General features: G+C 41.1%; 22 protein-coding genes and 1 pseudogene. 15 read left to right on the forward strand and 8 right to left on the reverse strand.

The window, feature by feature from the left end; translation table 11 throughout:
* Positions 1 to 75: 75 nt before the first annotated feature.
* A complete protein-coding gene (locus D1970_RS05570) occupies positions 76 to 1,104 on the reverse strand; it encodes a LacI family DNA-binding transcriptional regulator (RefSeq protein WP_119111907.1) in 1,029 nt (342 codons plus the stop codon).
* A gap of 279 nt (positions 1,105 to 1,383) precedes the next feature.
* On the opposite strand from D1970_RS05570, the gene D1970_RS05575 reads away from it, so the two are divergent.
* The 3 genes from D1970_RS05575 to dctA all read left to right on the forward strand — a co-directional run bounded on the left by D1970_RS05575 (position 1,384) and on the right by dctA (position 5,711).
* A complete protein-coding gene (locus D1970_RS05575) occupies positions 1,384 to 2,358 on the forward strand; it encodes an ROK family glucokinase (RefSeq protein WP_119111908.1) in 975 nt (324 codons plus the stop codon).
* Between the two features lie 49 nt (positions 2,359 to 2,407).
* Positions 2,408 to 4,072, forward strand: a complete 1,665-nt coding sequence (locus tag D1970_RS05580; protein ID WP_119112073.1) for a glycoside hydrolase family 13 protein — start codon at positions 2,408 to 2,410, stop codon at positions 4,070 to 4,072.
* Positions 4,073 to 4,457: 385 nt separating this feature from the next.
* Positions 4,458 to 5,711, forward strand: coding sequence for a C4-dicarboxylate transporter DctA (gene dctA, locus D1970_RS05585; RefSeq protein WP_374978540.1), 1,254 nt, complete (start codon positions 4,458 to 4,460; stop codon positions 5,709 to 5,711).
* Positions 5,712 to 6,073: 362 nt separating this feature from the next.
* Here the strand turns inward: dctA and D1970_RS05595 are convergent, their stop codons facing one another.
* Together D1970_RS05595 and dcuS are read right to left on the reverse strand one after the other, a co-directional pair.
* Entirely contained in the window at positions 6,074 to 6,790 is a 717-nt protein-coding gene (locus tag D1970_RS05595) for a response regulator (protein ID WP_310648613.1), read from the reverse strand.
* Positions 6,780 to 8,381, reverse strand: coding sequence for a DcuS/MalK family sensor histidine kinase (gene dcuS, locus D1970_RS05600; protein ID WP_181213322.1), 1,602 nt, complete (start codon positions 8,379 to 8,381; stop codon positions 6,780 to 6,782). The genes D1970_RS05595 and dcuS overlap by 11 nt, the downstream gene beginning before the upstream one ends.
* Positions 8,382 to 8,789: 408 nt before the next feature.
* On the opposite strand from dcuS, the gene D1970_RS05605 reads away from it, so the two are divergent.
* Positions 8,790 to 9,776, forward strand: a complete 987-nt coding sequence (locus D1970_RS05605; RefSeq protein ID WP_119111911.1) for an HD domain-containing protein — start codon at positions 8,790 to 8,792, stop codon at positions 9,774 to 9,776.
* A 46-nt stretch (positions 9,777 to 9,822) separates the two neighbouring features.
* On the opposite strand, the gene D1970_RS05610 is transcribed toward D1970_RS05605, so the two are convergent.
* The 4 genes from D1970_RS05610 to D1970_RS05625 all read right to left on the reverse strand — a co-directional run bounded on the left by D1970_RS05610 (position 9,823) and on the right by D1970_RS05625 (position 12,427).
* Positions 9,823 to 10,026: a DUF3955 domain-containing protein gene (locus D1970_RS05610; RefSeq protein WP_119111912.1), complete on the reverse strand. Its 204-nt coding sequence runs from the start codon at positions 10,024 to 10,026 to the stop codon at positions 9,823 to 9,825.
* Positions 10,027 to 10,092: 66 nt separating this feature from the next.
* Positions 10,093 to 10,302 carry a helix-turn-helix domain-containing protein gene (locus D1970_RS05615; protein WP_119111913.1) on the reverse strand — a complete coding sequence of 70 codons (210 nt, stop codon included), beginning with the start codon at positions 10,300 to 10,302 and terminating at the stop codon, positions 10,093 to 10,095.
* Between the two features lie 10 nt (positions 10,303 to 10,312).
* Entirely contained in the window at positions 10,313 to 10,789 is a 477-nt protein-coding gene (locus D1970_RS05620) for a DUF2975 domain-containing protein (protein ID WP_119111914.1), read from the reverse strand.
* Positions 10,790 to 11,356: 567 nt separating this feature from the next.
* A complete protein-coding gene (locus D1970_RS05625) occupies positions 11,357 to 12,427 on the reverse strand; it encodes a sulfite oxidase (RefSeq protein WP_119111915.1) in 1,071 nt (356 codons plus the stop codon).
* Between the two features lie 195 nt (positions 12,428 to 12,622).
* Here D1970_RS05625 and D1970_RS05630 point away from each other — a divergent pair, with 195 nt between their 5' ends.
* The 9 genes from D1970_RS05630 (at position 12,623) to D1970_RS05670 (ending at position 21,296) form a co-directional block, all read left to right on the forward strand.
* Positions 12,623 to 12,964, forward strand: a complete 342-nt coding sequence (locus tag D1970_RS05630; protein WP_119111916.1) for a zinc ribbon domain-containing protein YjdM — start codon at positions 12,623 to 12,625, stop codon at positions 12,962 to 12,964.
* Between the two features lie 238 nt (positions 12,965 to 13,202).
* Positions 13,203 to 16,382 carry a DEAD/DEAH box helicase gene (locus D1970_RS05635; RefSeq protein ID WP_119111917.1) on the forward strand — a complete coding sequence of 1,060 codons (3,180 nt, stop codon included), beginning with the start codon at positions 13,203 to 13,205 and terminating at the stop codon, positions 16,380 to 16,382.
* A gap of 574 nt (positions 16,383 to 16,956) precedes the next feature.
* On the forward strand, positions 16,957 to 17,532 hold the full coding sequence (locus D1970_RS05640; RefSeq protein WP_119111918.1) for a hypothetical protein: 576 nt from the start codon (positions 16,957 to 16,959) through the stop codon (positions 17,530 to 17,532).
* 410 nt (positions 17,533 to 17,942) lie between these two features.
* Positions 17,943 to 18,308, forward strand: coding sequence for a YwqH-like family protein (locus D1970_RS05645; RefSeq protein WP_119111919.1), 366 nt, complete (start codon positions 17,943 to 17,945; stop codon positions 18,306 to 18,308).
* Between the two features lie 18 nt (positions 18,309 to 18,326).
* Positions 18,327 to 18,611, forward strand: a complete 285-nt coding sequence (locus D1970_RS05650; protein ID WP_119111920.1) for a YwqI/YxiC family protein — start codon at positions 18,327 to 18,329, stop codon at positions 18,609 to 18,611.
* A gap of 7 nt (positions 18,612 to 18,618) precedes the next feature.
* Positions 18,619 to 20,022, forward strand: coding sequence for a ribonuclease YeeF family protein (locus tag D1970_RS05655; RefSeq protein ID WP_119111921.1), 1,404 nt, complete (start codon positions 18,619 to 18,621; stop codon positions 20,020 to 20,022).
* 38 nt (positions 20,023 to 20,060) lie between these two features.
* A complete protein-coding gene (locus D1970_RS05660) occupies positions 20,061 to 20,369 on the forward strand; it encodes a DUF4176 domain-containing protein (protein WP_119111922.1) in 309 nt (102 codons plus the stop codon).
* 1 nt (position 20,370) lies between these two features.
* Positions 20,371 to 20,712: a hypothetical protein gene (locus D1970_RS05665; RefSeq protein WP_119111923.1), complete on the forward strand. Its 342-nt coding sequence runs from the start codon at positions 20,371 to 20,373 to the stop codon at positions 20,710 to 20,712.
* 95 nt (positions 20,713 to 20,807) lie between these two features.
* Positions 20,808 to 21,296: a hypothetical protein gene (locus D1970_RS05670; RefSeq protein ID WP_119111924.1), complete on the forward strand. Its 489-nt coding sequence runs from the start codon at positions 20,808 to 20,810 to the stop codon at positions 21,294 to 21,296.
* Between the two features lie 159 nt (positions 21,297 to 21,455).
* On the opposite strand, the pseudogene D1970_RS22790 reads toward D1970_RS05670, so the two are convergent.
* A pseudogene (locus D1970_RS22790) lies at positions 21,456 to 21,625 on the reverse strand (aspartate aminotransferase family protein); the annotation flags it as partial.
* Between the two features lie 245 nt (positions 21,626 to 21,870).
* Here D1970_RS22790 and D1970_RS05680 point away from each other — a divergent pair.
* A complete protein-coding gene (locus D1970_RS05680) occupies positions 21,871 to 22,407 on the forward strand; it encodes a hypothetical protein (RefSeq protein WP_119111925.1) in 537 nt (178 codons plus the stop codon).
* Between the two features lie 115 nt (positions 22,408 to 22,522).
* Positions 22,523 to 22,801 carry a hypothetical protein gene (locus D1970_RS05685; RefSeq protein WP_119111926.1) on the forward strand — a complete coding sequence of 93 codons (279 nt, stop codon included), beginning with the start codon at positions 22,523 to 22,525 and terminating at the stop codon, positions 22,799 to 22,801.
* Positions 22,802 to 23,015: the final 214 nt, after the last annotated feature.

Here is a 23,015-nt window from a genome sequence, read left to right on the forward strand (position 1 = left end):
AAAAGAGGGAGACCGCCATTTTAGAGGATCTCCTTTTTTACTGACATTGGATTAAGTATTTATTAGAAAAACAATTCATCGTCCTTCCTGCTTCATGCAGGAGTGGCGCTCGATGATTGTATAGGGTACAAGAATGTTTTTCGGCAAAAGATCTGGTGCTTCAATCTTTTCAACTAAACTTTTTGCGGATTCATATCCTAATTGAAAGATGTGAACATCAACGGATGTTAATGGAGGATTGGAAATCTCGGAAAGAATAACATTATTAAAGCTTATAACAGATACGTCATCAGGTATGGAATACCCTTTTTCCGACAGTGCGCTTAACACCCCGAGTGCCATAAGGTCATCTGTTACAACGATAGCGGTAGGCGGCTGTTTGAGTTGAAAAAGTTGTTCGACAGCTTCTTTTCCGCCTTCCTGCAAAAATTCCATATGACAAATATAATCATTGGAAATCTGCAAATCTGCCATTAAAAGAGCTTCCCGAAAACCGGATAAGCGTTCTTTTGTCACCATTAAATTAGGGCTGCCCCCAATGAATGCAATGTGGGTATGACCAAGCTTAATCAGGTATTCTGTGACTTCTCTGCCAGCCGAATAGTTATCGTTATCTGTATATGTGATATCCTGGGCAGTTTGCTGCGGCTTCCCGATTAAGACGAAAGGGAACTTTTTCTCAATTAAATATTGAATAATTTTGTCATCGACACGGGAATAAAGGAGAACGATACCATCTACACGCCTTCCCTGTACCATTTTGACAACGCCTTCATAAATGGCCTCTTCGGTTTCGCCCGTTACCATAAACAAAGAGTATTCTCTTGATTGAATATATGAACTGATACCGCGGATCACTTCCGGGAAAAATGGGTTCTGAAAAGACTTGCTCGCCGATTCAGGCATGACAATCCCAACTGAATTTGTCATTTGATTTGCCAAACTTCTGGCGTTCAAATTCGGATGATATCCGAGTTCCTGTATTGCCTTTCGAACACGCTTTTTTGTTTTTTCACTAATGCGGGGGTTGTTTGCAATCACACGGGAAACAGTGGATGGTGCGACATTTGCCTTAATCGCTACATCCTTAATCGTAACAGTCATTCACACCATCCTTTCTTGCTCATTTATTATATCATTAAACCATTTTTCTACTTACAGTTTCTGTACGGATTTTAAGCAGTGAGACCGCTATATATGAACGAAATAAATATTGTTGTGCAAGCGATTGCACGAAACTGAGATGGTGTGTTAATCTTTTTGGTATAGGCAGATAAAAAATTCAGTGTGTTCATGAATAGTCTTATAAAAACCGAAAATAGCGATTGTTATCACCCATTGAAATAGATTTAAAATTTTAAATTGGAAAAGGAATGAATGATGATGGATGAAAAATGGCTGGCTGGTGTTGATATAGGTGGTACCACAATTAAAATGGCTTTCGTCAATCAGCTGGGTGACCTCATTCTTAGCTGGGAAATTGATACGGATAAAAGGGAGCTTGGCCGCCATATTCCCTCGGATATTGCGAGATCGCTAGATCAAAAGTTAAATCAATTAAATCAAACTAAAAGGAAGTTAATCGGGATTGGAATCGGTGCGCCTGGTCCTGTCAATGTGGAAGACGGGTCGATTGAGGTTGCTGTAAATTTAGGGTGGAGCAATTTTCCGTTGCAAGACCTCCTGCAACAAAAAACATCTTTACCTGTTGTTGTAGAAAATGATGCTAATTTGGCAGCAATCGGTGAAATGTGGATAGGTGCTGGAAGTGGAGCGGAAAACTTGATATGTGTAACTTTAGGAACAGGTGTAGGCGGCGGGATTATCGTCAACGGTGAGATTGTACACGGAGTGAATGGTGCCGGCGGTGAAATCGGGCATATCACATCGCTTCCTCAAAATGGCACCTTATGTAATTGTGGGAAGACGGGATGTTTGGAAACGGTAGCATCTGCAACCGGAATTGTCCGCCTTGCAGTAGCAGAGTTAGCTGCTTCTGATGAACCGAGCAAGTTGAGGGATTATTATAAGATCCATCAAACCATAACGTCCAAGCTAGTATTTGATTTAGCGAACGAGGGTGATGAAACAGTGAAAAGGGTCATTCAGCAAGTTGCCTATCATTTAGGTTTGGCTTTGGCTAATTTGGCCAATGGTTTAAACCCACAAAAGATTGTCATTGGCGGCGGAGTTTCGAAAGCGGGAGACTCATTGCTAGTCCCCCTGAAAGAGCAGTTTAGGAAGTTTGCTTTTCCAAGAGTTGCCCAGGGCGCGGAACTGGTGATTGCCACATTGGGCAATCATGCAGGTGTAATCGGAGGGGCCTGGCTGGCAAACGAAAGACGAATGAACCTATAGCAAGTTAAATGAAACCGCTATCTCATTCAATTAGGAAGGGAAGATCATGATGGAGAAGAAATGGTGGAAAGAAAGCGTTGTTTATCAAATTTATCCTCGCAGCTTTATGGATAGTAATGGGGACGGAATAGGTGATTTACGTGGGATTACTTCCAAACTTGATTATTTAAAAAAATTAGGGGTGGATGTCATTTGGCTTTCCCCTGTTTATAAGTCTCCCAATGATGATAACGGCTATGATATAAGTGATTATCAGGATATTATGGATGAGTTCGGAACCATGGAAGATTGGAGTGAGCTTTTAGAAGGATTGCATGCCCGCGGAATGAAGCTGATGATGGACCTTGTTGTAAATCACTCTTCCGATGAACACCATTGGTTCATTGAATCCCGTAAGGATAAGGACAGTCCTTTCCGTGACTATTATATTTGGCGCCAAGGGAAAGATGGGCAGGAACCAAACAATTGGACATCATTTTTTAGCGGGCCAGCCTGGCAATATGATGAAGAGACGGATGAATATTACCTTCATCTTTTCAGCAAAAAGCAGCCTGATTTAAACTGGGAAAATCCTGAATTAAGGAAAAACATCTATGACATGATGACATGGTGGCTCGAAAAAGGAGTCGACGGGTTTCGCATGGATGTCATTAACCTGATTTCAAAAGTTGACGGATTGCCAAGTGCAAAAGAAGGCGGGGGTAGCGAGTTCTTCATGAATGGACCGCGTGTTCATGAGTATCTCCAGGAGATGAACCGTGAAGTGCTTTCGAAATATGATGTCATGACTGTCGGCGAGTGTCCGGGCGCAACCGTAGAGGACGCTGCTCATTATGCCAATGTGGAAAATACTGAGTTAAATATGATATTCACTTTTGAGCATATGGATTTGGATTCAGGGTCTGGAGGCAAATGGGATGTACAGCCATGGAAGCTCAGGGACTTGAAAGATGTGATGACCAAGTGGCAAAAAGGGTTGGAAGGCCAAGGATGGAACAGCCTTTACCTGAACAACCATGACCAGCCAAGGATGGTTTCCCGTTTTGGAAATGATACAGCTTACCGTGTCGAATCTGCAAAAATGCTGGCAACCTTCCTTCATATGATGCAAGGGACACCTTATATCTATCAGGGCGAAGAAATCGGCATGACAAATGTCCGCTTTAATCTCGAAGATTACAATGATATCGAGATTCATAATATGTACCGCGAAAAAGTGACAGAAGGCGGGGCGGACCACGATAAAGTGATGGAGGCGATCCATTACAAGGGCCGCGATAATGCCAGGACGCCTGTTCAATGGGACAGCAGCGAGAACGCCGGATTTACGAAAGGCACACCTTGGCTGAAAGTGAATCCGAATTATAAAGAAATCAATGCAGTCGCCGCACTGGCAGACCATGATTCTATTTTTTATTACTATCAGAAATTGATAAAGCTGAGAAAAGAGCATGACATCATTGTGTACGGCACCTATGACCTCATTTTGGAAGAGAATGAAAAGATCTATGCGTACACGCGTACTTTAGGGGAGGAAATGCTGCTTGTTGTCTGCAACTTCACAGAAAATACACCTTTTTTCGAACTGCCGGCAAGCATCAGCCAGAAGCCCGCAAAATTATTGATAGGCAATTACCATATTGAAAATAGTAGAGAAACAGAATCGTTTACATTAAAGCCTTATGAAGCACGCGTATACTTACTAAAGCGGTAGACAGACCTAAAGAGAGTGGCCCAAAAGTATAACTTTTGGGCCTTATTAATTTTAATTGGTAGACTGTTGTGTTTGTAAAGTTAGGAACATAATGTGAATTATCGTAGATTCTATTGTTACAAACAGGATATTTGTATAAAATCAACTTTGTGAATTAAATCACAATTTGTTATACGTTTTGAAAGGAGTAGTTTTTATGGTAAATAACCAAAAAGGAACATTTATTCAATGAACAACCTATTCGTTGTTCGAAAACGATTTCGCTTATTTTAATTACATAAGTATTTATTAAGTTACTTTAACTATTAAAATAGTTCACGAAAATTTAATATATTAATAATTCTAATAAATGGGATCGGTTACAAATCAATTGGTAGGGGGTTAAATGTTGAGGATTAATTTTAAGAGTCTTACTACCCAAGTGATTTTAGGTATTTTTCTCGGTATTACAATTGGATTTATTTTTCCTGAGTTTGGTTCACAGCTGAAAGTGATTGCAGATATTTTTATTAAACTAGTAAAAATGGTGATTGCTCCAATCATTTTCCTTACCATCGTCATCGGAATTGCCGGAATGGGTGATCTAAAGAAGGTTGGAAAAATCGGCGGGAAAGCCCTTATTTATTTTGAAGTCGTCTCGACCATCGCTTTGACCATCGGAATTATTGTGGCAAATGTCATTAAACCGGGTAAAGGTATTGATGCGAAGGCGGGCGAGGGCGATATTACGCAATATACAAAAGCAGCGGAGGAAACGAGTCACGGGTTCATGGACTTTGTCATGTCGATTATTCCTGACAGCTTTATCGGTGCTTTTACAGGCGGACAGCTCCTGCCAGTGCTCTTGTTAGCCATTCTGTTCGGGGCCTCTCTTGCTCATTTGGGCCCGAAAGGGGAGCCGCTGATCGCGCTGTTTGAAAAAATAGCGGATGTGTTCTTTGGAATCGTCAATATCATTATGAAGCTCTCTCCATACGCCGCGTTTGGCGCAATGGCATATACCATCGGGGAATTCGGACTTGAGTCCTTGTTTTACCTTGGAAAGTTAATGGCTTCTGTTTATACAACCATGACGATTTTCATTATCTTCGTGTTAGGCGGAATAGCGAAATTCTACGGATTGAACATTTTCAAATTTATTAAATACATTAAAGAAGAAATCTTCCTGGTCATTGGCACTTCTTCTTCCGAAGCGGCTTTGCCGGGGATGATGAGTAAACTCGAGAAGTTTGGTTGTTCAAAATCAGTGGTAGGTCTCGTCCTTCCTACTGGATATTCCTTCAATCTTGATGGAACATCAATCTACTTATCGATGGCAGCATTATTTATCGCCCAAGCATACGGAGTTGATTTAAGCATCTGGCATCAAATTACGCTGCTTGGAGTGTTAATGTTAACGTCCAAAGGTGCAGCAGGTGTAACAGGCTCCGGATTTGTCACACTGGCTGCTACACTTGCGGTTTTCCCATCCATCCCAGTTGAAGGAATGGCACTGATCCTCGGGGTTGACCGTTTCATGTCAGAAGCACGTGCGATAACCAATCTGATTGGTAACGGTCTGGCTACTGTTATTATTTCAAAAACAGAAAACGAATTTCATCCAATCCAGGAAGTATCCTTGGAAGAACAATCAGCATAGAAAAGCGAAAGCTCCCGTTCAGCGGCGTATGGACTGGAGCCCGCCGGCACGAGATAAAGGAAACACGAAGAGCGTAGCAATTCGATGTTGACTTATCGTAGAGAGGTGGGCGAAGTCCACTAGACGCTGGGAGCTGTAGCTAGACAAAGAAAAGCGAAAGCGCCTTGCTCAGGGGCGACAAGCATAAGACGGGCTGGCGGGAAGGTCGCTCTTTGACCTTCATGACGGATTGGCTTATGACTCGAGCCCCTAGGCGCTGTAGCTGGACAAAGAAAAGCGAAAGCGCCCGTCAGAAGCTGGACGAGTCTTATAACTTAAAAAAATGTGAACCGCCGCCTGGTTCACGTTTTTTTATTGCCGCTTTATAACCAATTTTTAATTCTATCCTCTTGGCCTTTTTTGTACTTGTACAAATAAACGGGCCTCCCAATCCCATAAGTCAGGGATTGTTCCAGTATGCCCAATTCAACTAAAAATTTAAGATACTTGCGGATGGAGACCCGGGATATATTCGTTTCGTCAGCGATATCCTCGGTTGAAAACGGAAGATAGTTCTTGCCCTTAATGACGTCAAGCACACGATGTAACGTATTTTTAGAAACCCCTTTTGGCAGGGGCAAGCTGGTTCCACTTTTTTTCCTCTGGACTTTGCTGAGAATCTTTTCATCAAGATCCTTTTGCCTTACATGCAGGTTGGTATTTAAAAAATTGGCTTTGGCCTTATAATTCTCGAGCGCTTGTTTAAACCGGTCAAATTCAAATGGTTTAATTAAATAGTCTGCCGCACCATAACGTAAAGCCATTTTAATTTTCTCTCCATCCGAAGCCGCAGTAATCAGAATCGTATCAATTGCTTTTTCTTGTTTTCGTATATATTTTAGAAGCTCAAGGCCGTTTTGCTTGGGCATATATATATCAAGAAGGAGCAGGTCGACCTCTTGCCTGTCCATTAAGTCTTTTGCGTCATCCACATTATGTGCGACGCCTGCTAATTGAAAGCCTTCGAGCTTGGCGAGATACCGTTTATTAAATTCAGCAACCATCGGATCATCTTCCACAATCAACACTCTAATCATCATTTACTTCCTCCTTGGTTTCAAATGGAATGATTATGTGGAATTTCATTGCTGGTTTCATCGAAATCTTGAGTTCCCCGCCAAGTTTAGCCACGCTTTTCTGGACTAAATAAAGTCCATATCCCCGATTGCTTCCCTTGGTGGAGAAGCCTTTTTGAAAGATTTCCTGTGCAATCTCCGTTTTAATTCCCGGACCTGAATCCATAATCTCCAGATTTAAGCTTTGACTCTCGTACTTTAATTTTACCTCGACCGTTTTATGTGGGCTTTCCGCTACGGCCTCAATCGCATTGTCTATTAAATTGCCAATGATTGTAATGAGTTCATGGGTAATCTCGGCATGATTCGGTTCGGGAATCACCGATTCATACACAATGTTTAAATCAACATTTTCTTCCCGGGCATAGCTTAATTTCCCTATAAAGAAGCCAGCTAGCGCTGGATCCTTTATATATCCTGTGATTGTTCCTATTTCATGATGGTTTTGGTCAACAATATTATGAATAAAGTCTTTCAGTTCATCGTACCATTCCATCGAAATCATCCCGAGGATGACATGCAGCCTGTTCATAAATTCATGGGACTGGGCACGGAGAGCTTCTGCATACATTTTCACACCTGTTAGCTGCTCCGCAAGCTGGTTGACTTCCGATTTATCCCTGAACGTTGCGATTGCCCCAACCACTTGTTCATTTACAATAAGCGGTACTTCATTGACGATAATGCTGTGCCCATTAATGTATTGCTCCTCATCAAGCGCGGGCTGTGCTGTTTCCATTACATGGTCCAGCTTTGAAGAATGCAGGTACTCTGTAAGCTTCATTCCAACTGCCGGCTCTTGCAACCCTGCTTTGTGATAAATGCTTATGGCGGATTTATTGACGAGTGTAATGTTGCTTGCCCGGTCTACAGCAATGATTCCTTCGTGAGCGGATTGAAGCATTGTATCGCGTTCCTCGAGCAGTTTGGCAATCATGAAAGGTTCAAAACCGAAAAGGATTTTTTTGATGTATCTTGCGAGTAAAATGGCACCGCTGATTCCAACTAATAAACCAACGACTGTTCCAATTAAAATATTTTTCCGCCTGGAGGTTAAGGTGTCTTCCATACTTTCTAACGAAATACCAACAGCAACAACTCCAACCTGTTTTTGATTCGAGCCATAGACGGGTGTGAATGCCCGGACAGATTTCCCTAACGTTCCTGTTGAAGTTGAGATATGTTCATTGCCTTTTAGTGCTTCTTTTTCATCTCCGCCGACGAAATGCTTCCCAATCATTTCTGGTTTCGGATGTGATTTTCGAACTCCATCCATATCCATCACCACTACAAACATTACATTGGTCGTTGCCTGAATATCTTTGGCATAATCTTGGATTGCCGCAGCATTACGTTTTTTCTCCAGGCCTTCAATTACAATTGGCGATTTTGCCACCATTCTCGAAACAATCATCGCTTTCTCTTCAATGTTCTTTTTTACATGCTCGCCAGTGGTCTGGCTGATTAGTAAATCAGTTACAACTAATGATAATAGCACCACGATCACCACAAAAAATATAATGAGTGTACTGATTTTCATGCGTTTATTATACAAACCATCCACCCTCAATTCAGGTTCTCTCTATCTTCTATTTTACTAGATGGGCGGGGGTTATCCTACCATGCAGAACGTAAAGGTGAGGGGGTGAATATCATAATGTAGCCGTAAAAAGGTTTTGAAGGGACAGGATGTGCCGATTTTGAGACTGATTCATACCATGCCGCTAATGTACAACTCCAATGACTGGAAGATGTTCCATCGGTGCTTCGAAAGTCTCGGATGATCTCTCTCAAAAATAAAGAGGTGGAATTTGAGGGTAAAAATAGTTTAACTGTAGTGGAAGAAATTTGGCATTGTGGTTTGGAAAAAAATTTCTCGTTATCCGCAACACTTGCTGCAAAAATGATGCAATATATACTATGCTTACAAGTACTGAACCTTATTAAGAAGGGGGCAAGGATATTGAAATTAGTGGATAAAATGTATGGAGAATTCATCCTTGAACCTGTTTTGGAAGAGCTTATCAATAGTGCGGCTGTACAGCGGTTAAAAAAGATTCATCAAGGCGGTGCGAGCTACCTGGTGAATGAACAATGGAATGGCACAAGATATGAGCATTCCGTTGGTGTCATGCTTTTGATCAGGCAGCTTGGCGGCAGCATTGAGGAGCAAATCGCGGGGTTATTGCATGATGTATCGCATACTGCTTTTTCCCATGTGATTGATTATGTGTTTGATGAAAAAAATGAAGACTACCATGAGAAAATATTCACTGAAGTGATCGAAGGGTCGGATATTTCGACGATACTGGTCAGGTACGGTTTGGAAGAAAAAAATATCATGGAAGACTTATCGCAGTGGAGTATACTGGAGCAGCCTTTACCTGAATTGTGCGCGGACCGGATCGATTATACATTGAGGGATATGCTGCATTTCGGTGTAATTTCCTTGGAGGAAATAGAAACTTTTCTGTCTCATCTTGTTATGATCGAAGGAAAGATTTGCATCGATGATATAGGGCAGGCAGAGTGGTTTGTGGATACATATTATAAAGAAGTGATAGATTATTTCCTGGATCCCTTAAATATTTATGGTTATACCATCCTTTCTCAAGCATTAAAGATAGCGCTTAGGAAAAACATCCTGAAACCGAATTATTTCTTGAGAACGGACGAGGAAGTAATGGATTTATTATATCGCTCGAATGATGAAGAAGTTATCCGCTTACTAAGGAAGCTTCAGGAAGATGTTATCCTGATGGAAGATGAAGAGGAATTTGATTATCACATGAAACAGAAAGAGCGGCTGATCGATCCGCCCGTCTGGATGGGGAACAAACTAGTAATGGCCTCCTCGATCTCCGGGAAAGTTGCAAGACAAACAAAAAGGGCATCCGTAAAGGCCCAAAAAGGAGTTCACCTGCGGGTGGTTCGGAAGCATAACCAATAATATATAAATGAGGCTCCCCGGAAACTCGGGGAGCCTTTAAAGAGTTTTAGACATTTTTCTTTCTTGAAGTGAAAGTATTGATGATTAACGAGACAATGCCTGCGAAAAATGCTAGCCACGCAATCGGGATTAAAAAGAATGGTTCATTAAGCGTGCCGTCGGGTGCGACTTCTGAACCGATCATGTTGTAGGCAATCAAGCATACAGCTGAAATAATAAAGGGAACCAACATTAACATTGCTTTTTTCATTTCATTCACCTTACCTTAAATTATTTAAATTCATTCCGTTGGCAGAGCAATCAGGCTTTCGGGATCTTAATCATCGCTTCTGTATTCAAGGATGTCACCGGGCTGGCAGTCGAGAGCCTTGCAGATAGCTTCTAGTGTAGAGAACCGGACCGCTTTCGCCTTGCCATTTTTCAAGATGGATAGGTTCGCCATCGTGATACCGACTTTTTCGGTTAGTTCAGTCACACTCATTTTCCTCTTTGCTAACATCACATCAATATTAATGATAATTGCCATCTCTTTCACCTCAGACTGTTAAATCGTTCTCGGATTTTATATCAAGAGCGTTTTTTAATAACATCTGAAGGACTGCCGAGAAAAGTGCAATGACTACAGATGCGAAAATGACAGTGGCAACAATGATGACGACACCTGGATGAAGGGCGTTTTCGAAAAATAAGAGCAGGCTTCCAAATGCATATAGGACGCTGATAGAAATTGCACAGTATTTGATGTGTTTCAGCGTTTTTACGGCTTCTTCGGAGAATGCCTTATTACGGTCAATGCAATTCAGAAGCTTCAGTGCCTGGTACAGGGCGAAATAAAATGGTATGGCCGTCGCATATACGCCAATTAAAACGGGATACTGGAGCCCGGAAAATTCCGGGAATCTGTCTGCCGTCTCCTGTGCCAAACCAGGAAAATAAAAAATGCACAGGGAGAGCGATATTATTCCAACAATCGAAACCGCTGCCTCTAAGGAGAAAGTTGTTCCTTTTTTCAAGGAAAGCACCTCACTTGTATATCGTTGATTTCATTCTAGCACGCTATTTATTGTTTTTCAATAAATATTTCTCTTAAATCATTAATTTTTATCTGTTTATTATGTAGAAGGAGTTTTTTTTTATTGTAGATAGAAAAAGTAAAAGAGCAGGGCTCAGTCCCTGTTGAAGTAGAGCACTTTTACATCATGACGTACCCGCAAACAACCTGGTGATTGGCAAGAGGGTGAAGGATATGCTTAAGGGCAAGAACCCCGGTACGGAGTTCTTCCTGAAGAGATAAGGCAGCTGGTAGTATAGGTTCTTTTCGGTTAGCCGAAATGAAAAAATAGTAGTTATCTGCGTCTGTGAAGTGTTCAATACTACTCAAAGCAAGTTAATAATTTAATAAACTAGTTGGATTTTTTCATGAGCGATATCATAAAGATAATGGTAATATTATTAAAAAAAACGATCCATTTACTGCGGCAAAAAGTGAATGTAACACATTTTTTATATCTAGAACTGAGAATTAGAAAGGAGCAGGGCTAAGCGCTCCTGCTCAATAAATCTATAGAAGTTTAGTCCGTTCATTCTGCTTTAACCTTAATTTGATCTATCGCATGATAGCCGTAGCCTTTTCTATTCCAAAAAGGAAGTGCTGGCTGTGTCTGGCCGGTTGAATCGGTTGCTTTCGACAAGACCGTGTATTCGCCTTTTTCTAATATTGTCCATTCATAAGACCAGGAAACCCACTCGTAGCTCATGTCATCAGAATAATCCATGTTTGCTTTTGCCCATGTCCGCCCGTTATCTGTGCTGACTTCTACCTTTGTGACCGTGCCTTTTCCTGTCCAAGCAATGCCTTTGATGGAGTGCTTTCCAGTATTCAAAATATCCATGTCCAATGGTTTCTGTATCGTAGAATTTACATTTATTGTAGTGACGGGAAAAGCATTGTTATCATTCTCTTTACTCGGATAATACACGTAATCAATCGATTGAAAAGGCCCGGAAAAATGAGAGCCGATAATACTTATTCGCTTAATCCACTTGACGGAGGCCATTGCATACCACTGCGGAACGATTAACCGAAGCGGATAGCCATGCTTGAATGGAATTGGACGATGATTATATTCATAGGCAATCATCGTGTCAGGGTGTAGCGCCTTCTCAATGGGCAAACTCCTGGAAAAAGTATAAACCTGATCCAGATCTGTCCTTTCTCCATAATCATAGCCTTCGACGACAACTTCTTTTGCCCCTTCTTTTATCCCGGTGTGCTCAAGTAAGGCACTTAATGGAACACCTTTCCAGATACCTTGGCTAATGGCACCCTTTTCCCACTGTTCACCAAATACTTTAGGTTCAAACAGGCTGCGCTTGTCTCCAGAGCATTCAAGCACCACTTTCAATGTTTTAGACGGCAAACGAAGAAGGTCATTCATGGACAGAAGTGCAGGCGATGTGACCAGCCCATCAATAGGCAGCCAATAATTTGAATAAGAAAGTGCAGGGTATGAAAAGTGGTTCCGCCGATAAAATAACTTGTGTTTCACAATGTCCGACTGAATAAATTGAATGGGTGTCTCCTGGTTTTCAGGCATGAGACTGCGTGTCGTTAAATAGGGCCGCACTACAGGCTGTTTTGGTTCTGACATAGCTTCCTCCTGGCAAGAAAAGGATGATGGATTATGTATATGTCGATTGCACTTTAATTAGGTTATTTTTAGTTCTGAAAAGTGAATAGCGGGTTGGGAGGAGGATTATGGAACACTCAAGCAAACCATATCAAAAAGAGGAATTTTTAGTTATAATAGAGGCTACAAAAATAAAGAATGAACGGAGAATACGAAATGTCTAATTTGCCTAATTGCCCTAAATGTAATTCTGAATACACGTATGAGGATGGCAGTCTTTTTGTATGCCCAGAGTGTGCCCATGAGTGGAATTTAGAGTCAGAAGAGGCGGTAAGTGATGACGTAAAGGTCGTTAAAGATGCCAATGGAAATGTTTTAAGTGATGGCGACGCAGTCACAGTCATCAAAGACCTGAAAGTAAAAGGGACATCATCCGTCATAAAAATCGGCACAAAAGTAAAAAGCATTCGCCTAGTGGACGGCGACCACGATATTGACTGCAAAATTGATGGTTTTGGAGCGATGAAGCTGAAATCTGAATTTGTGAAAAAAGTTTAATGGTGTTGGTCTCATAAAAAGAAGGAGGGCAGAAATAATAAACGCCATCCTTCTTTTTTCTTGTTATTTCCCCAAAAACAGCGGGCAATTCAATATCCGGTCTGCATCCTTCGACAATTTCCCCGGAAATGATGTAGTTTTCAACTGAAAACCACCGCATTAACCCGCTGCATTCCTTATGGAGCTTATTGTGGTAAAATCTTGATGAAAAGAGTCTCTCCGGAAAGGAGCTAGTCACTTGAATATAGAGTTGCGTAAAGAAATGATCGAAGAAATGTGTGGCGCAGTCTCCTTGAAAAGAGGGGATTCTTTCTATCGCTCGAATAAAGTCATTTTTGAACAGTATCTTCCTGATCTCTGTGAAGCGACAGTGAAAGGAAAAGAAAATTTCCATGTTACAGTAAAAAAGTCAGCACAAGGGGACATTTCTGCCCAATGCAGCTGTCCAAAGCTGGCATCTGTGAAATGGGAATGCCAGCATGTAGCGGCGGTGCTGCTGTCGATATATGAACGTCAACGTCGAAACCCTTCCCGGAATCAAGCACTGACAAAAGGATTAATGGGTCTCTTCACCGACCAGCCTGTGAGAATCAGCAAACAGAAGTCTCACTTTGAAGATAGAGAGATTTTAGATGTGACTTTTACAATCAAACCTGTCCTCGCAGGAAAGGGGACACATTTGTTTGGAATAGAAGCTAGGGTAGGCTCAGCTGTTGTACCAAATATCCGTGAGTTTTTAAATTCCGTGAAAGAAGGCCGACCTAGCTGGATTTCTCCTTCGTTTGAATTTGACCCCGGCCTTCATTGCTTTCAAAAAGAAACAGATGCTGTGATTCAACAGCTTATCAGTGTGATACAAGAAGAAAAAGTATATATTAAACCGCTGTCTGAAGCATCAATTGATCACATTAATGATTGCAGGATCATCCTTTCACCTTCTTCGTGGGAAAAACTTCTCCCTTTATTGGTAAATTCTCCATTGGCAGAGCTGGAGAACGGTGGTAATAAATATGCCGGATTGGACCTGTCGGATGGGCCGTTGCCTTTAGTGTTTGATTTTTTGGAAGAGGAAGGCTGCGCCCAGCTGGAGATAAAGGGACTAGAGCTCATGAACGTGATGGATTCCTACGGGATTGTCCTTTTCAGGGGGAAATTGCATCAGCTGGAACATGAAGATTGCCAGCGTTTGTCAGACTTAGAACAAATGCTTGATGCTTCAGGAACGCAGCAAATTAGCATCCCTCAAGAGCAGCTGGGCTTCTTCTTGGAAAAAGTGGTTCCAGGTCTGAGAAGACTGGGAAAAGTGAATATCTCTCATACAATATCCAAGAGGATGGCAGAGACTCCGTTAATTGCCAAGCTTTATTTAGACCGTGTGAAAAACAGGCTGCTGGCAGGGCTCGAATTTCACTATGGAAATATTGTCATCAATCCATTGGAAAGCCGCCAGCCTCAGACAAAATCCTTGTTTATACGGGATGTTGAATCTGAAGAGGCAATTCTAACGCTAATGGATGAAAGCTCGTTTGCCAAAACGGACGGCGGATATTATTTGCAAAACGAGGAATTGGAGTACGAGTTTTTGTATCATACCGTTCCAAAGCTTCAAAAGCTTGTACAGATTTATGCAACTACGGCCGTAAGGAACCGGATTTTTCGGAGGAGCGCACCTCCTCAAGTCAGGGTGAGAGTAAAAAAGGAACGGACCAATTGGCTGGAATTTAAATTTGAATTAGATGGCATTCCCGAAAAGGATATTCGCGAGGTTCTCCAGGCTATTGAAGAAAAACGAAAGTATTACCGCTTACGGAATGGCTCCTTGCTTTCGCTGGAGGCAAGGGAGTATGAGGAAATCCATCGTTTTCTGCATGCCCTTCCAGTCCAGAAAGAAGATTGGGAGAGCAGCATGGAGATGCCTTTTATCCGTGGTCTTCAGGCTCTTGATTCAGTTGAAGAGTCTGTATTAAAACGCGAGGATTCATTCCATAGGTTTATGGAAAGCCTCAGCAATCAGGATGATTCAGAATTCGAGGTGCCAAAAAGTCTGGACCATGTATTGCGGGACTATCAAAAAAGGGGTTTCAAGTGGATGAAAACCCTCGCTAAATATGGCTTTGGCGGTATTCTTGCGGATGATATGGGACTTGGCAAAACGCTGCAAAGCATTACGTTCATCCTGTCCGAGCTGCCCGAAATCCGGAGAAGGAAGCATCCGATCCTGATTGTTTGTCCTTCTTCTTTAATGTATAACTGGCTGAGTGAAATAAAGAAATTCACTCCTGAAGTAAGTGTTGCAGTCATTAATGGCGATAGAGAAGAGAGAATGCAAGGATTGAAGATGTTAAATGGGCATGATGTGCTGATTACTTCCTATCCTTTGTTGCGTAAGGACATAAAGGAGTATGAGAAACAGGCCTTCCACACGGTATTTTTTGATGAGGCACAGGCATTCAAAAACCCGTTGACACAGACGGCAAAAGCAGTGCAAAAGCTGCGGTCGGATTACCGATTTGCGCTTACAGGAACGCCGGTAGAGAATGCACAAGAAGAGTTGTGGTCCATTTACCACGTTGTCTTTCCCGGGTTATTCCAGGGGTTAAAGGAATACAGTAACCTGTCACGAAAAAAAATCGCAAGGCGGATCCGTCCGTTTCTGCTGCGAAGGATGAAAGAAGATGTTCTTTCAGAGCTTCCTGAAAAAATCGAATCAATGGAGACGGTCGAGTTGTTTCCTGAGCAGAAGAAACTGTACGCTGCCTATTTGGCAAAACTGCGCCACGATACGCTGAAGCATTTAAATAAGCAGACACTTAAAAAGAACCGGATCAAAATCCTGGCTGGTTTGACGCGCCTGCGGCAGATATGCTGCCATCCAGCATTGTTTGTGGACGGCTATAAAGGAAGTTCGGCAAAATTTGAGCAGCTTCTGCAGCTGATCGAGGAGTCGAGGCTTTCGAACAGGCGGTTGCTGATTTTTTCACAGTTTACCAAAATGCTGGAGCTTATCGGCCGGGAGTTAACGCTTCAAGGATTGGTTTTTTTCTATCTAGATGGACAAACTCCTTCGGAAGAACGCCTGGAGATTAGTAATCGATTTAATGAAGGGGAACGTGATCTGTTTCTCATCTCATTAAAAGCAGGAGGAACAGGCCTCAACCTGACAGGCGCCGATACTGTTATCCTGTATGACAGCTGGTGGAATCCGGCAGTGGAGGAGCAGGCAGCTGACCGTGCCCATCGAATGGGCCAGACTCATGTCGTACAGGTCATCAAGCTCATTACCCGGGGTACGATCGAAGAAAAGATAAATGAACTGCAAGATAGAAAAAGGAACCTAATTGAAGAAATCATCGATATTGATGAAAAAACATCATCAGCTCTTACCGAAGAAGATATAAGGGAGATATTGAGGATATAAGAGGAATGAAGCCTATGGGTTTTTTCCTTTAGACTGTTGTGAAAAGAATCATTTTGAAGATCAGATAAGAGATTAGGTTAGCAAAGGTCGTCCTTACCAAGCTAATTTTAGCTTGGTAAGGGCGATTTTTTATGTTCAGGTCGGTTTTCTTGAGCTCAATGATTTGTTTTTAGAAAATTTTTAAAGAAAAATGAGCCCATCTGCTTCTTTAAAAGAAATATTATGTAAACTCTCTTGATTAATGGTGACTGTAACCGGTTATGATGCTGTTTGCAGAAGTGGTTAACATTGTACTGCAGGCTATCTACGGTAAAGAGGAATCTATCTACGATAGCGTCCATGCGTTTTTCTTGAATGGAATTTTGTGTAAAAAACAAAAGGCTCACCGTGTCTATAAAAGCTTAGCACATTAAAAAGCTTTGACAATACAGGTTAAGGGTCTCCTGCTCATACAGGGTTTTTTTATTGCAACAAACACGGGCTCGCACTCGTTTGACCAAAAACAACCCACCTGCATACATTAAAAACGGTTCTTCATTGGGCAAAATTGGTATAAGAGAGGGCTTGATAAAGAGTGAAGAAATTTTTATTCGTGTTGGCGACAATGGTTGTATTGGTTGCGGGTTGCGGCAACGAAGAAAACGATTCCTCCAAGAATGACATCGAGGGTCCTAAGGCGGAAGAGAAACTGAAGGAGGAGAAGCTGTCTCATCTTGAGAAGCAACAGATCCTCATGGATTTTGTAAACGAGGATATCTCCAGGATCAGCTATTATGAAGTGGAAGCTAATAAAGCCTTAGCCACCGTATCGGGCCAAAATTACAGAAACGACCAGAAATTGTATGAAGTCCTTGTCAATGAAGTCCTGCCAACCTACAAAAAGGCAGTGGACCGGGCTGCAGCCATTGAGGTGGAAATGGAAGAGTTAGAGCCAATCAAGGTAATGGTAGAAGAGGCCACAAACACATTTTACAAAGCGTTGCTGATCGAGAAAGAAGCCTTGGAAAAGCAGGATATTGAATTGATCGAGGAAGCGAATGTCATAGCGGAGGAATATGACATCCTGATAAACGAATATCACGAAGAGATGAAAAAGTTATCTGAAAAGTACAATGTCATATATGAGCCCTCTCAACTGGATATAGCTTAGGCTTACCAAGAAACTAAGAGAAGAATGTACTATTTGGTTCTTTGACTTTATCCAAGGGAAGCAGAACAGATATATGAGTGAAAGGAGGTCCAATGACCTTCTTTTACTCTTGGGAGTCTTCAATTCACTTTAGCCCATTGTTGAAACGGTGTGCTTATTCTCTTTTTCAAGGAAGCGATAAAACATCCCAATTAAGAATCAATAGAACAAGGTGAGTGGGAACTTTAGCCCTAGTTTCAGCTGGGGCGTGTAACCTTCTGGTAGTACATATTACACATTTTTGCCATTATATAGGCGGAGGATTGTGTGACAGGCGAAGGATAAGTTAGTATGAAATTAAATACTTTTGTTAAGTGGAAATATGATTTAAGTGTGCTGGATGTATGATAATTTAAAAAAGGTGATGTTGAATGAGTGCAGATTTACTCAGCCATTATTACAGGCTAATTGCCGAAAATAAGGAAAAAATCAAAAGACTGAATGAAGCGAAAACCAAACTGTCTGAATATAAAGAAGAACTAGCCGGACATTACAACTTGTTTTACCAGCCGGAGCTTTCGGATGACACTTGGAGCGGTCAATTGGCCGAAGGATTCGAAACAATAAGAAAAAGTCTTCAAGTTTCATACAATGAACTGAAAGGCACCAAGTTTACAAATATTTTTATTTCAATTACAGCAAAAATAAGCGAACTTCAAATTCAAATTGTTTATTATCAAAACTGTATCGAAGCGATTTTGGCTGCAATGCGGGAAGAGGAAAATACTAAAATATAAAGCAAGGAAGTGGTGAGAATGAACGAAATTAAACTGGACTATTCAAAACTGGGAACTGTGCTATCTACCTTGCACGGCGCAACATCAGGATTAGAACCGTCAATGCCAGGGGATATCTCAGGCAAAAATCAGCTCGATGTCGTGAAAACGCTGGAGGAGATCAATCAGTTATTTGAGCAGGTTATAAGAGATTACCAGAGTTTACTTGTATCCAATGAAACAATGACAAAAAAGTCAATTGAGGCCATGAAAGCCACTGATGAAAAGCTTTCTGCTTCCTTTGGCCCTGTTCATATGAGGTGAGAGTGCGATGAAGGTTCTAGAGGTTAATGGTTTAGAGCTTGGGATTGACAAAATCGTGAAAGCGATTAATGAAAAGAGAACGGCTTTTGAAGCACTTCAAAAAGCTATTGGCGGACTGATTAATTTAGATGATGGATTTAATGGAAAAGGTGCTGAAGCCATTAAATCTTTTTATGAAGATTGTCATACGCCTTTTATTACAAAGACCATGCAGATATTATCCGATTATGATAAAAAACTGGTTGATTGCAGGAATGCAGTGGATGCATTGGAGCCTTCCCAAAGCGGTTTTATCAGGCAGCCATTTTTACAGAATGATTTATCCCAATCTTTAGGGAAAGCCAAAACGTATACAGAAGAAGTCACGAATGAGGCCAATGATGTCATTTCAAGTATACAGGATATCACTCCGATTCCTCAGATTGATGATTCTACTGTCATTGAGGATATCGGGTCAGCCGAAAAAAATATAGAAGAGACTATCACAAAACTGGAAGAGTTTGATTACCAGCAAACGGTTTCTTTGCAGCAATTGAAGAATGAACTTCATTTGCTTGAACAGTACATAACAGATATGAAAGCGAGAGTTTCCTCGGGGCAGCTGACTGTAAACAATTACTCCGCGACACAGTTGATGAACTTCCACTCGCGTTTTTCATTGGTTATGAGCATTCGCCCTGAAATGTCTGACCTTATTCCTGTACCACATTCAGCTTTTGAATATATCATGAATAAAAGAGAAGCCCTCTCCATGTTCCTGGGATTCTATCCTCTTGGTTTTTCGAAAACGTTTGAAAGTCAGGGAGAGCCATCATCAGTCAGTAAAGATGGCACTTACTTAATTGGGGACACAGTTGAAAAAAATGGCTTCAAAGTAGGCGTAGGAGCTGGGAAGATTGAAAATAAGTGGAATGAAGAAGGGCAGATTGGCGGTAAGTCCAGCTTTGTCGGTATTCATGCAGGCATGGCGCATGATACGAAAATAATTGATAGCGAATTCAACCAAAATATTGGAATGGCGGAAGGCCAGGCAAGCATCGGTGGAGAAAGTATCTTTCCATTACTTAAGGCATCCGGTTCAGTTTATAATATAAAAGCAAAAGCTCAACTGGATAAAGATCTCACTCTCATTGGGCGCGCAGGTGCGGAAGCACAGGGAGATATTTTAAAAGCAAACGCCTATGCAGGTGTAGATAACAGCTCTATAGGGATTGGAGCTAAAGCAGCCGTTGCTGAAGGAGAAGTGTCGGGCATCATCCCAATCCCATTTACGAATATTAATGTAAAAGGAACAGTAGGCGGGTCAGCATTGGGCATCGGCGGCGAGGCAAAAATAGGGAAAGAAACAGTACTTGACCTAAGATTTATATTGGGAGTCAAGCTGGGCATCAGTTTTGAAAAGGCAAATTAAATATGTAGAAGATTCATTGAGAGGAGCAGTATATTGTCATGGTAGAAATTGATTTTAATTCATTAAAAATTGAGCTAGGGGAGGAGTTACTGCCCATCGGCACTGTTTTGCTGGTCCAAGGTATCAAACAGCCTGTCATGGTGTATGGCAGGAAACAGCTGCAGGGGGATACGGAGAAAGTATGGGACTATGTGGCGTGCCCTTACCCTCAAGGCCATTTAGGAGAAGACACAAACGTATTCTTTAGCCATTCACAGATTCAGGAAGTAGTGTTTAAAGGATTTGAATCAGAAGGCGAGAAAGCCATAAGAAAACAATTGACTTCATTGTTTAGCGGGAAGGAATAACATGAACGGGATACTCAACTGGTTTGTGGAGCCCTACATCATTGGGGTTTCTGAATTAAAATACTTGGCTCGTCTTAAAAAAGAGCCAGCATCAAAGGATAAGAAATCTAGGATCGCGCAGCTGCAATATTTCAATATCCTGTTCATGGCCGTTTATTCTGTTTTTGCCCTGGCCTCAGTTGCCTATATTGTCCTTTCGTTCATTGTCGTTTGGTATGGCTTTGCTGTTTTGGTAGTAACCATTCCCATGATGGTACTTGCAAAAACTGTGCAAAAGAACCGGTATTTAAAACGCAGGGATGCATTTTTATCGGGCGATCCTAGCATGATTAAGTACAATTGAAAAAGGTCATTAATAACTGAATAGACAGGAAGGGTTTTAAAGTGAGATATATCAAAGTTTTATTCATTTTAACGTTGTTTTTAACAGGATGTAGCATGAATGAATCATCCGGAGAAAGCAACGAAAACAAAAGTGAACAAAAAGAATTGTCAAAGAAGGAAAAACAGAAAATCATACTTCAATTTGTGAATGAAAAAACTAAAAAAGTATCTGATTATGAAGAAGCGGCGTTTAAGTCATTATCTTCTGTATCGGGAGAAAATTTTACAAATGACCAGACTTTACATACCGAGCTGGTCAATAATACATTGCCTGCCTATAAAAAAGCTCTTGAAGAAGCAAAAGGAATCACACCAGGATTATCCGAGTTGGAAAAGCCCACAAAGCAGATGGTGAAGGCAACAGAAATTTTCTATGAGGCTCTCCAACTTGAAAAGAAGGCATTGGAAAAACAGGATAGCGGCTTAATTGAGCAATCGAATGTAAAGATGACCGAATATCAAAAACTAATCGAAGAATATCATTCACAAATGCAAAAGATAGCCAAGGAATATAATGTGGAATATACTCCCAACCGGAGTTGAGTTATATTGTGATATTTAGAGAGAAGCTTATGGTGTTTGATTAGCTTTATTGCTTTTTATGTTATTTTACTTAATCGGGTCCGTTAAAATCGGGCCTTTTTCTCGTTGTGTTTCTTCAACCTGAATGAATGCCTGTGCTGAAATATCCGGGACCCTATCGATATCCTTATCCGCGTGACCATGAATTAATGGTCCCCAAGACAGAATATAGCAATATATTCGTTCCCATTGATGTCATATATTTTAGAACCAGCACCGTGGCTAACAAATATTGGATCGATCCCTATTGATTGAAAGGATCTAACTGGACTGTTTACTCCCCCGGGCATTAATAACTAGGCTTTCTCAAAAGCTTTAATAAAGTGATGGTTATTCATCATATTTGCTCCTTTAAATAGACTTTGTAATCTGCGCAGGTTGCCTCGGGTCTGAGCAGAGTAATGAGAAGTGATAGAGAGATAAACTTAAATTTTTTCCTTTAATATAATAAATGTGATAAAATGGAATAAAATATTAATTATGGTGTATATTTGGGTACTAAAAGCTATCCAAAGTGCAAAAAGAGGAGAGAAAAATGAAGAAACTAGTTATGCTCGCCACTGCTTTAGGCCTCTTGCTGACAGGATGCGGTTCGGATGAGGAGAAAGCAGCGAAGCCGGCAAAAGAAGAGACAGCTGCCAAAACTGAGGTGAAGAAGGAAGAAGCAAAGCCTGAGGCTGCAAAAGAAGCTTCAAGCAGTGAGAATAGTGATGCTGAAGAGTCTATTAAAAAAGATCTCTTGGAAAGTATGAAATATGCTGAAGAAGAAAATATGGATCAATATTTAGATACGCTTCTTATTTCGCCGGAGGATAAGGAACTTACCAAAACTCAAATGGGGCCTATTTTTGAGAAAACTGAACTCGAATATAAACTTGAATCAATGAAAGTGCTCGAAAGCTCTGCTGACTCTGCAAAAGTAGAGGTCGTACAAACTACAGTTGCAAAAGAGGTAACGGATAACTTTCAATTTAAGGATAATAGAGTCACCGGAATCCATACAATGAAACTTGATAACGGCAAGTGGAAAACAGCCGGTACTGAAGTTAAGAATGTAGAGTATATGGAATAGACGCTTTAGAATGTCCGTAACAGCTGCTTTTTTGCAGCTGTTTTTTTAGCCCATTTTCTATGTAAATTAAGAATTGGTAACATCGGTGAAAGTTTCAGAAAAGGAGGCAGCAGCCGTGATTTTAGGTCTCATCAGTGCGGGGTTGCCCATTCTATATCTGTTATCGTTGGGCTTTTTGCGTAAGTTTACTGCTACTCAAAGTGCCAAAAATGCAGCTGTGATTTTTCCAGTATTACTGCTTGTTTACACTGGGATGGTTTTATGGCTCATCTGGGATACATCACTCCACTTTTTCTGGACTTTTTTACTTGGTGGATTAACCGTTGGAATATCACAGTTGTTTTTACCGAAGCTGAATAGGATGAAGGAAAAAAGGGGCTCAATAAATAGTTGAGATCCCTTTTTTACGTTAAAGCATTAAGTTGTTTCGCCGTGTTAGTACGGTTACATCAGTGAAAAGATTCACAAACTTCAATATCGTGTGTATATACGCATATGTTAAAATGTTCATAAAGTTTACGCAATTGAGTCATAGGTTACAATAATATAGCGATATAATAAATTTAATAGCAATTGTTAATCATTGCTAAAATATACAGGGAAGAAGG

The sequence above is a fragment of the Mesobacillus zeae genome, assembly GCF_003570705.1.
Taxonomy (GTDB): domain Bacteria; phylum Bacillota; class Bacilli; order Bacillales; family Cytobacillaceae; genus Mesobacillus_C; species Mesobacillus_C zeae.

Coding starts and splice junctions, on each gene's coding strand:
- D1970_RS05625 (WP_119111915.1), bottom strand. CDS start 12,427: ATGTCAGAACCAAAACAGCCTGTAGTGCGGCCCTATTTAACGACACGC.
- dctA (WP_374978540.1), top strand. CDS start 4,458: ATGTTGAGGATTAATTTTAAGAGTCTTACTACCCAAGTGATTTTAGGT.
- D1970_RS05645 (WP_119111919.1), top strand. CDS start 17,943: ATGAGTGCAGATTTACTCAGCCATTATTACAGGCTAATTGCCGAAAAT.
- D1970_RS05665 (WP_119111923.1), top strand. CDS start 20,371: ATGAACGGGATACTCAACTGGTTTGTGGAGCCCTACATCATTGGGGTT.
- D1970_RS05670 (WP_119111924.1), top strand. CDS start 20,808: ATGAATGAATCATCCGGAGAAAGCAACGAAAACAAAAGTGAACAAAAA.
- D1970_RS05595 (WP_310648613.1), bottom strand. CDS start 6,790: ATGATGATTAGAGTGTTGATTGTGGAAGATGATCCGATGGTTGCTGAA.
- D1970_RS05680 (WP_119111925.1), top strand. CDS start 21,871: ATGAAGAAACTAGTTATGCTCGCCACTGCTTTAGGCCTCTTGCTGACA.
- D1970_RS05630 (WP_119111916.1), top strand. CDS start 12,623: ATGTCTAATTTGCCTAATTGCCCTAAATGTAATTCTGAATACACGTAT.
- D1970_RS05655 (WP_119111921.1), top strand. CDS start 18,619: ATGAAGGTTCTAGAGGTTAATGGTTTAGAGCTTGGGATTGACAAAATC.
- D1970_RS05610 (WP_119111912.1), bottom strand. CDS start 10,026: ATGAAAAAAGCAATGTTAATGTTGGTTCCCTTTATTATTTCAGCTGTA.
- D1970_RS05570 (WP_119111907.1), bottom strand. CDS start 1,104: ATGACTGTTACGATTAAGGATGTAGCGATTAAGGCAAATGTCGCACCA.
- D1970_RS05650 (WP_119111920.1), top strand. CDS start 18,327: ATGAACGAAATTAAACTGGACTATTCAAAACTGGGAACTGTGCTATCT.
- D1970_RS05615 (WP_119111913.1), bottom strand. CDS start 10,302: ATGGCAATTATCATTAATATTGATGTGATGTTAGCAAAGAGGAAAATG.
- D1970_RS05660 (WP_119111922.1), top strand. CDS start 20,061: ATGGTAGAAATTGATTTTAATTCATTAAAAATTGAGCTAGGGGAGGAG.
- D1970_RS05575 (WP_119111908.1), top strand. CDS start 1,384: ATGGATGAAAAATGGCTGGCTGGTGTTGATATAGGTGGTACCACAATT.
- D1970_RS05580 (WP_119112073.1), top strand. CDS start 2,408: ATGGAGAAGAAATGGTGGAAAGAAAGCGTTGTTTATCAAATTTATCCT.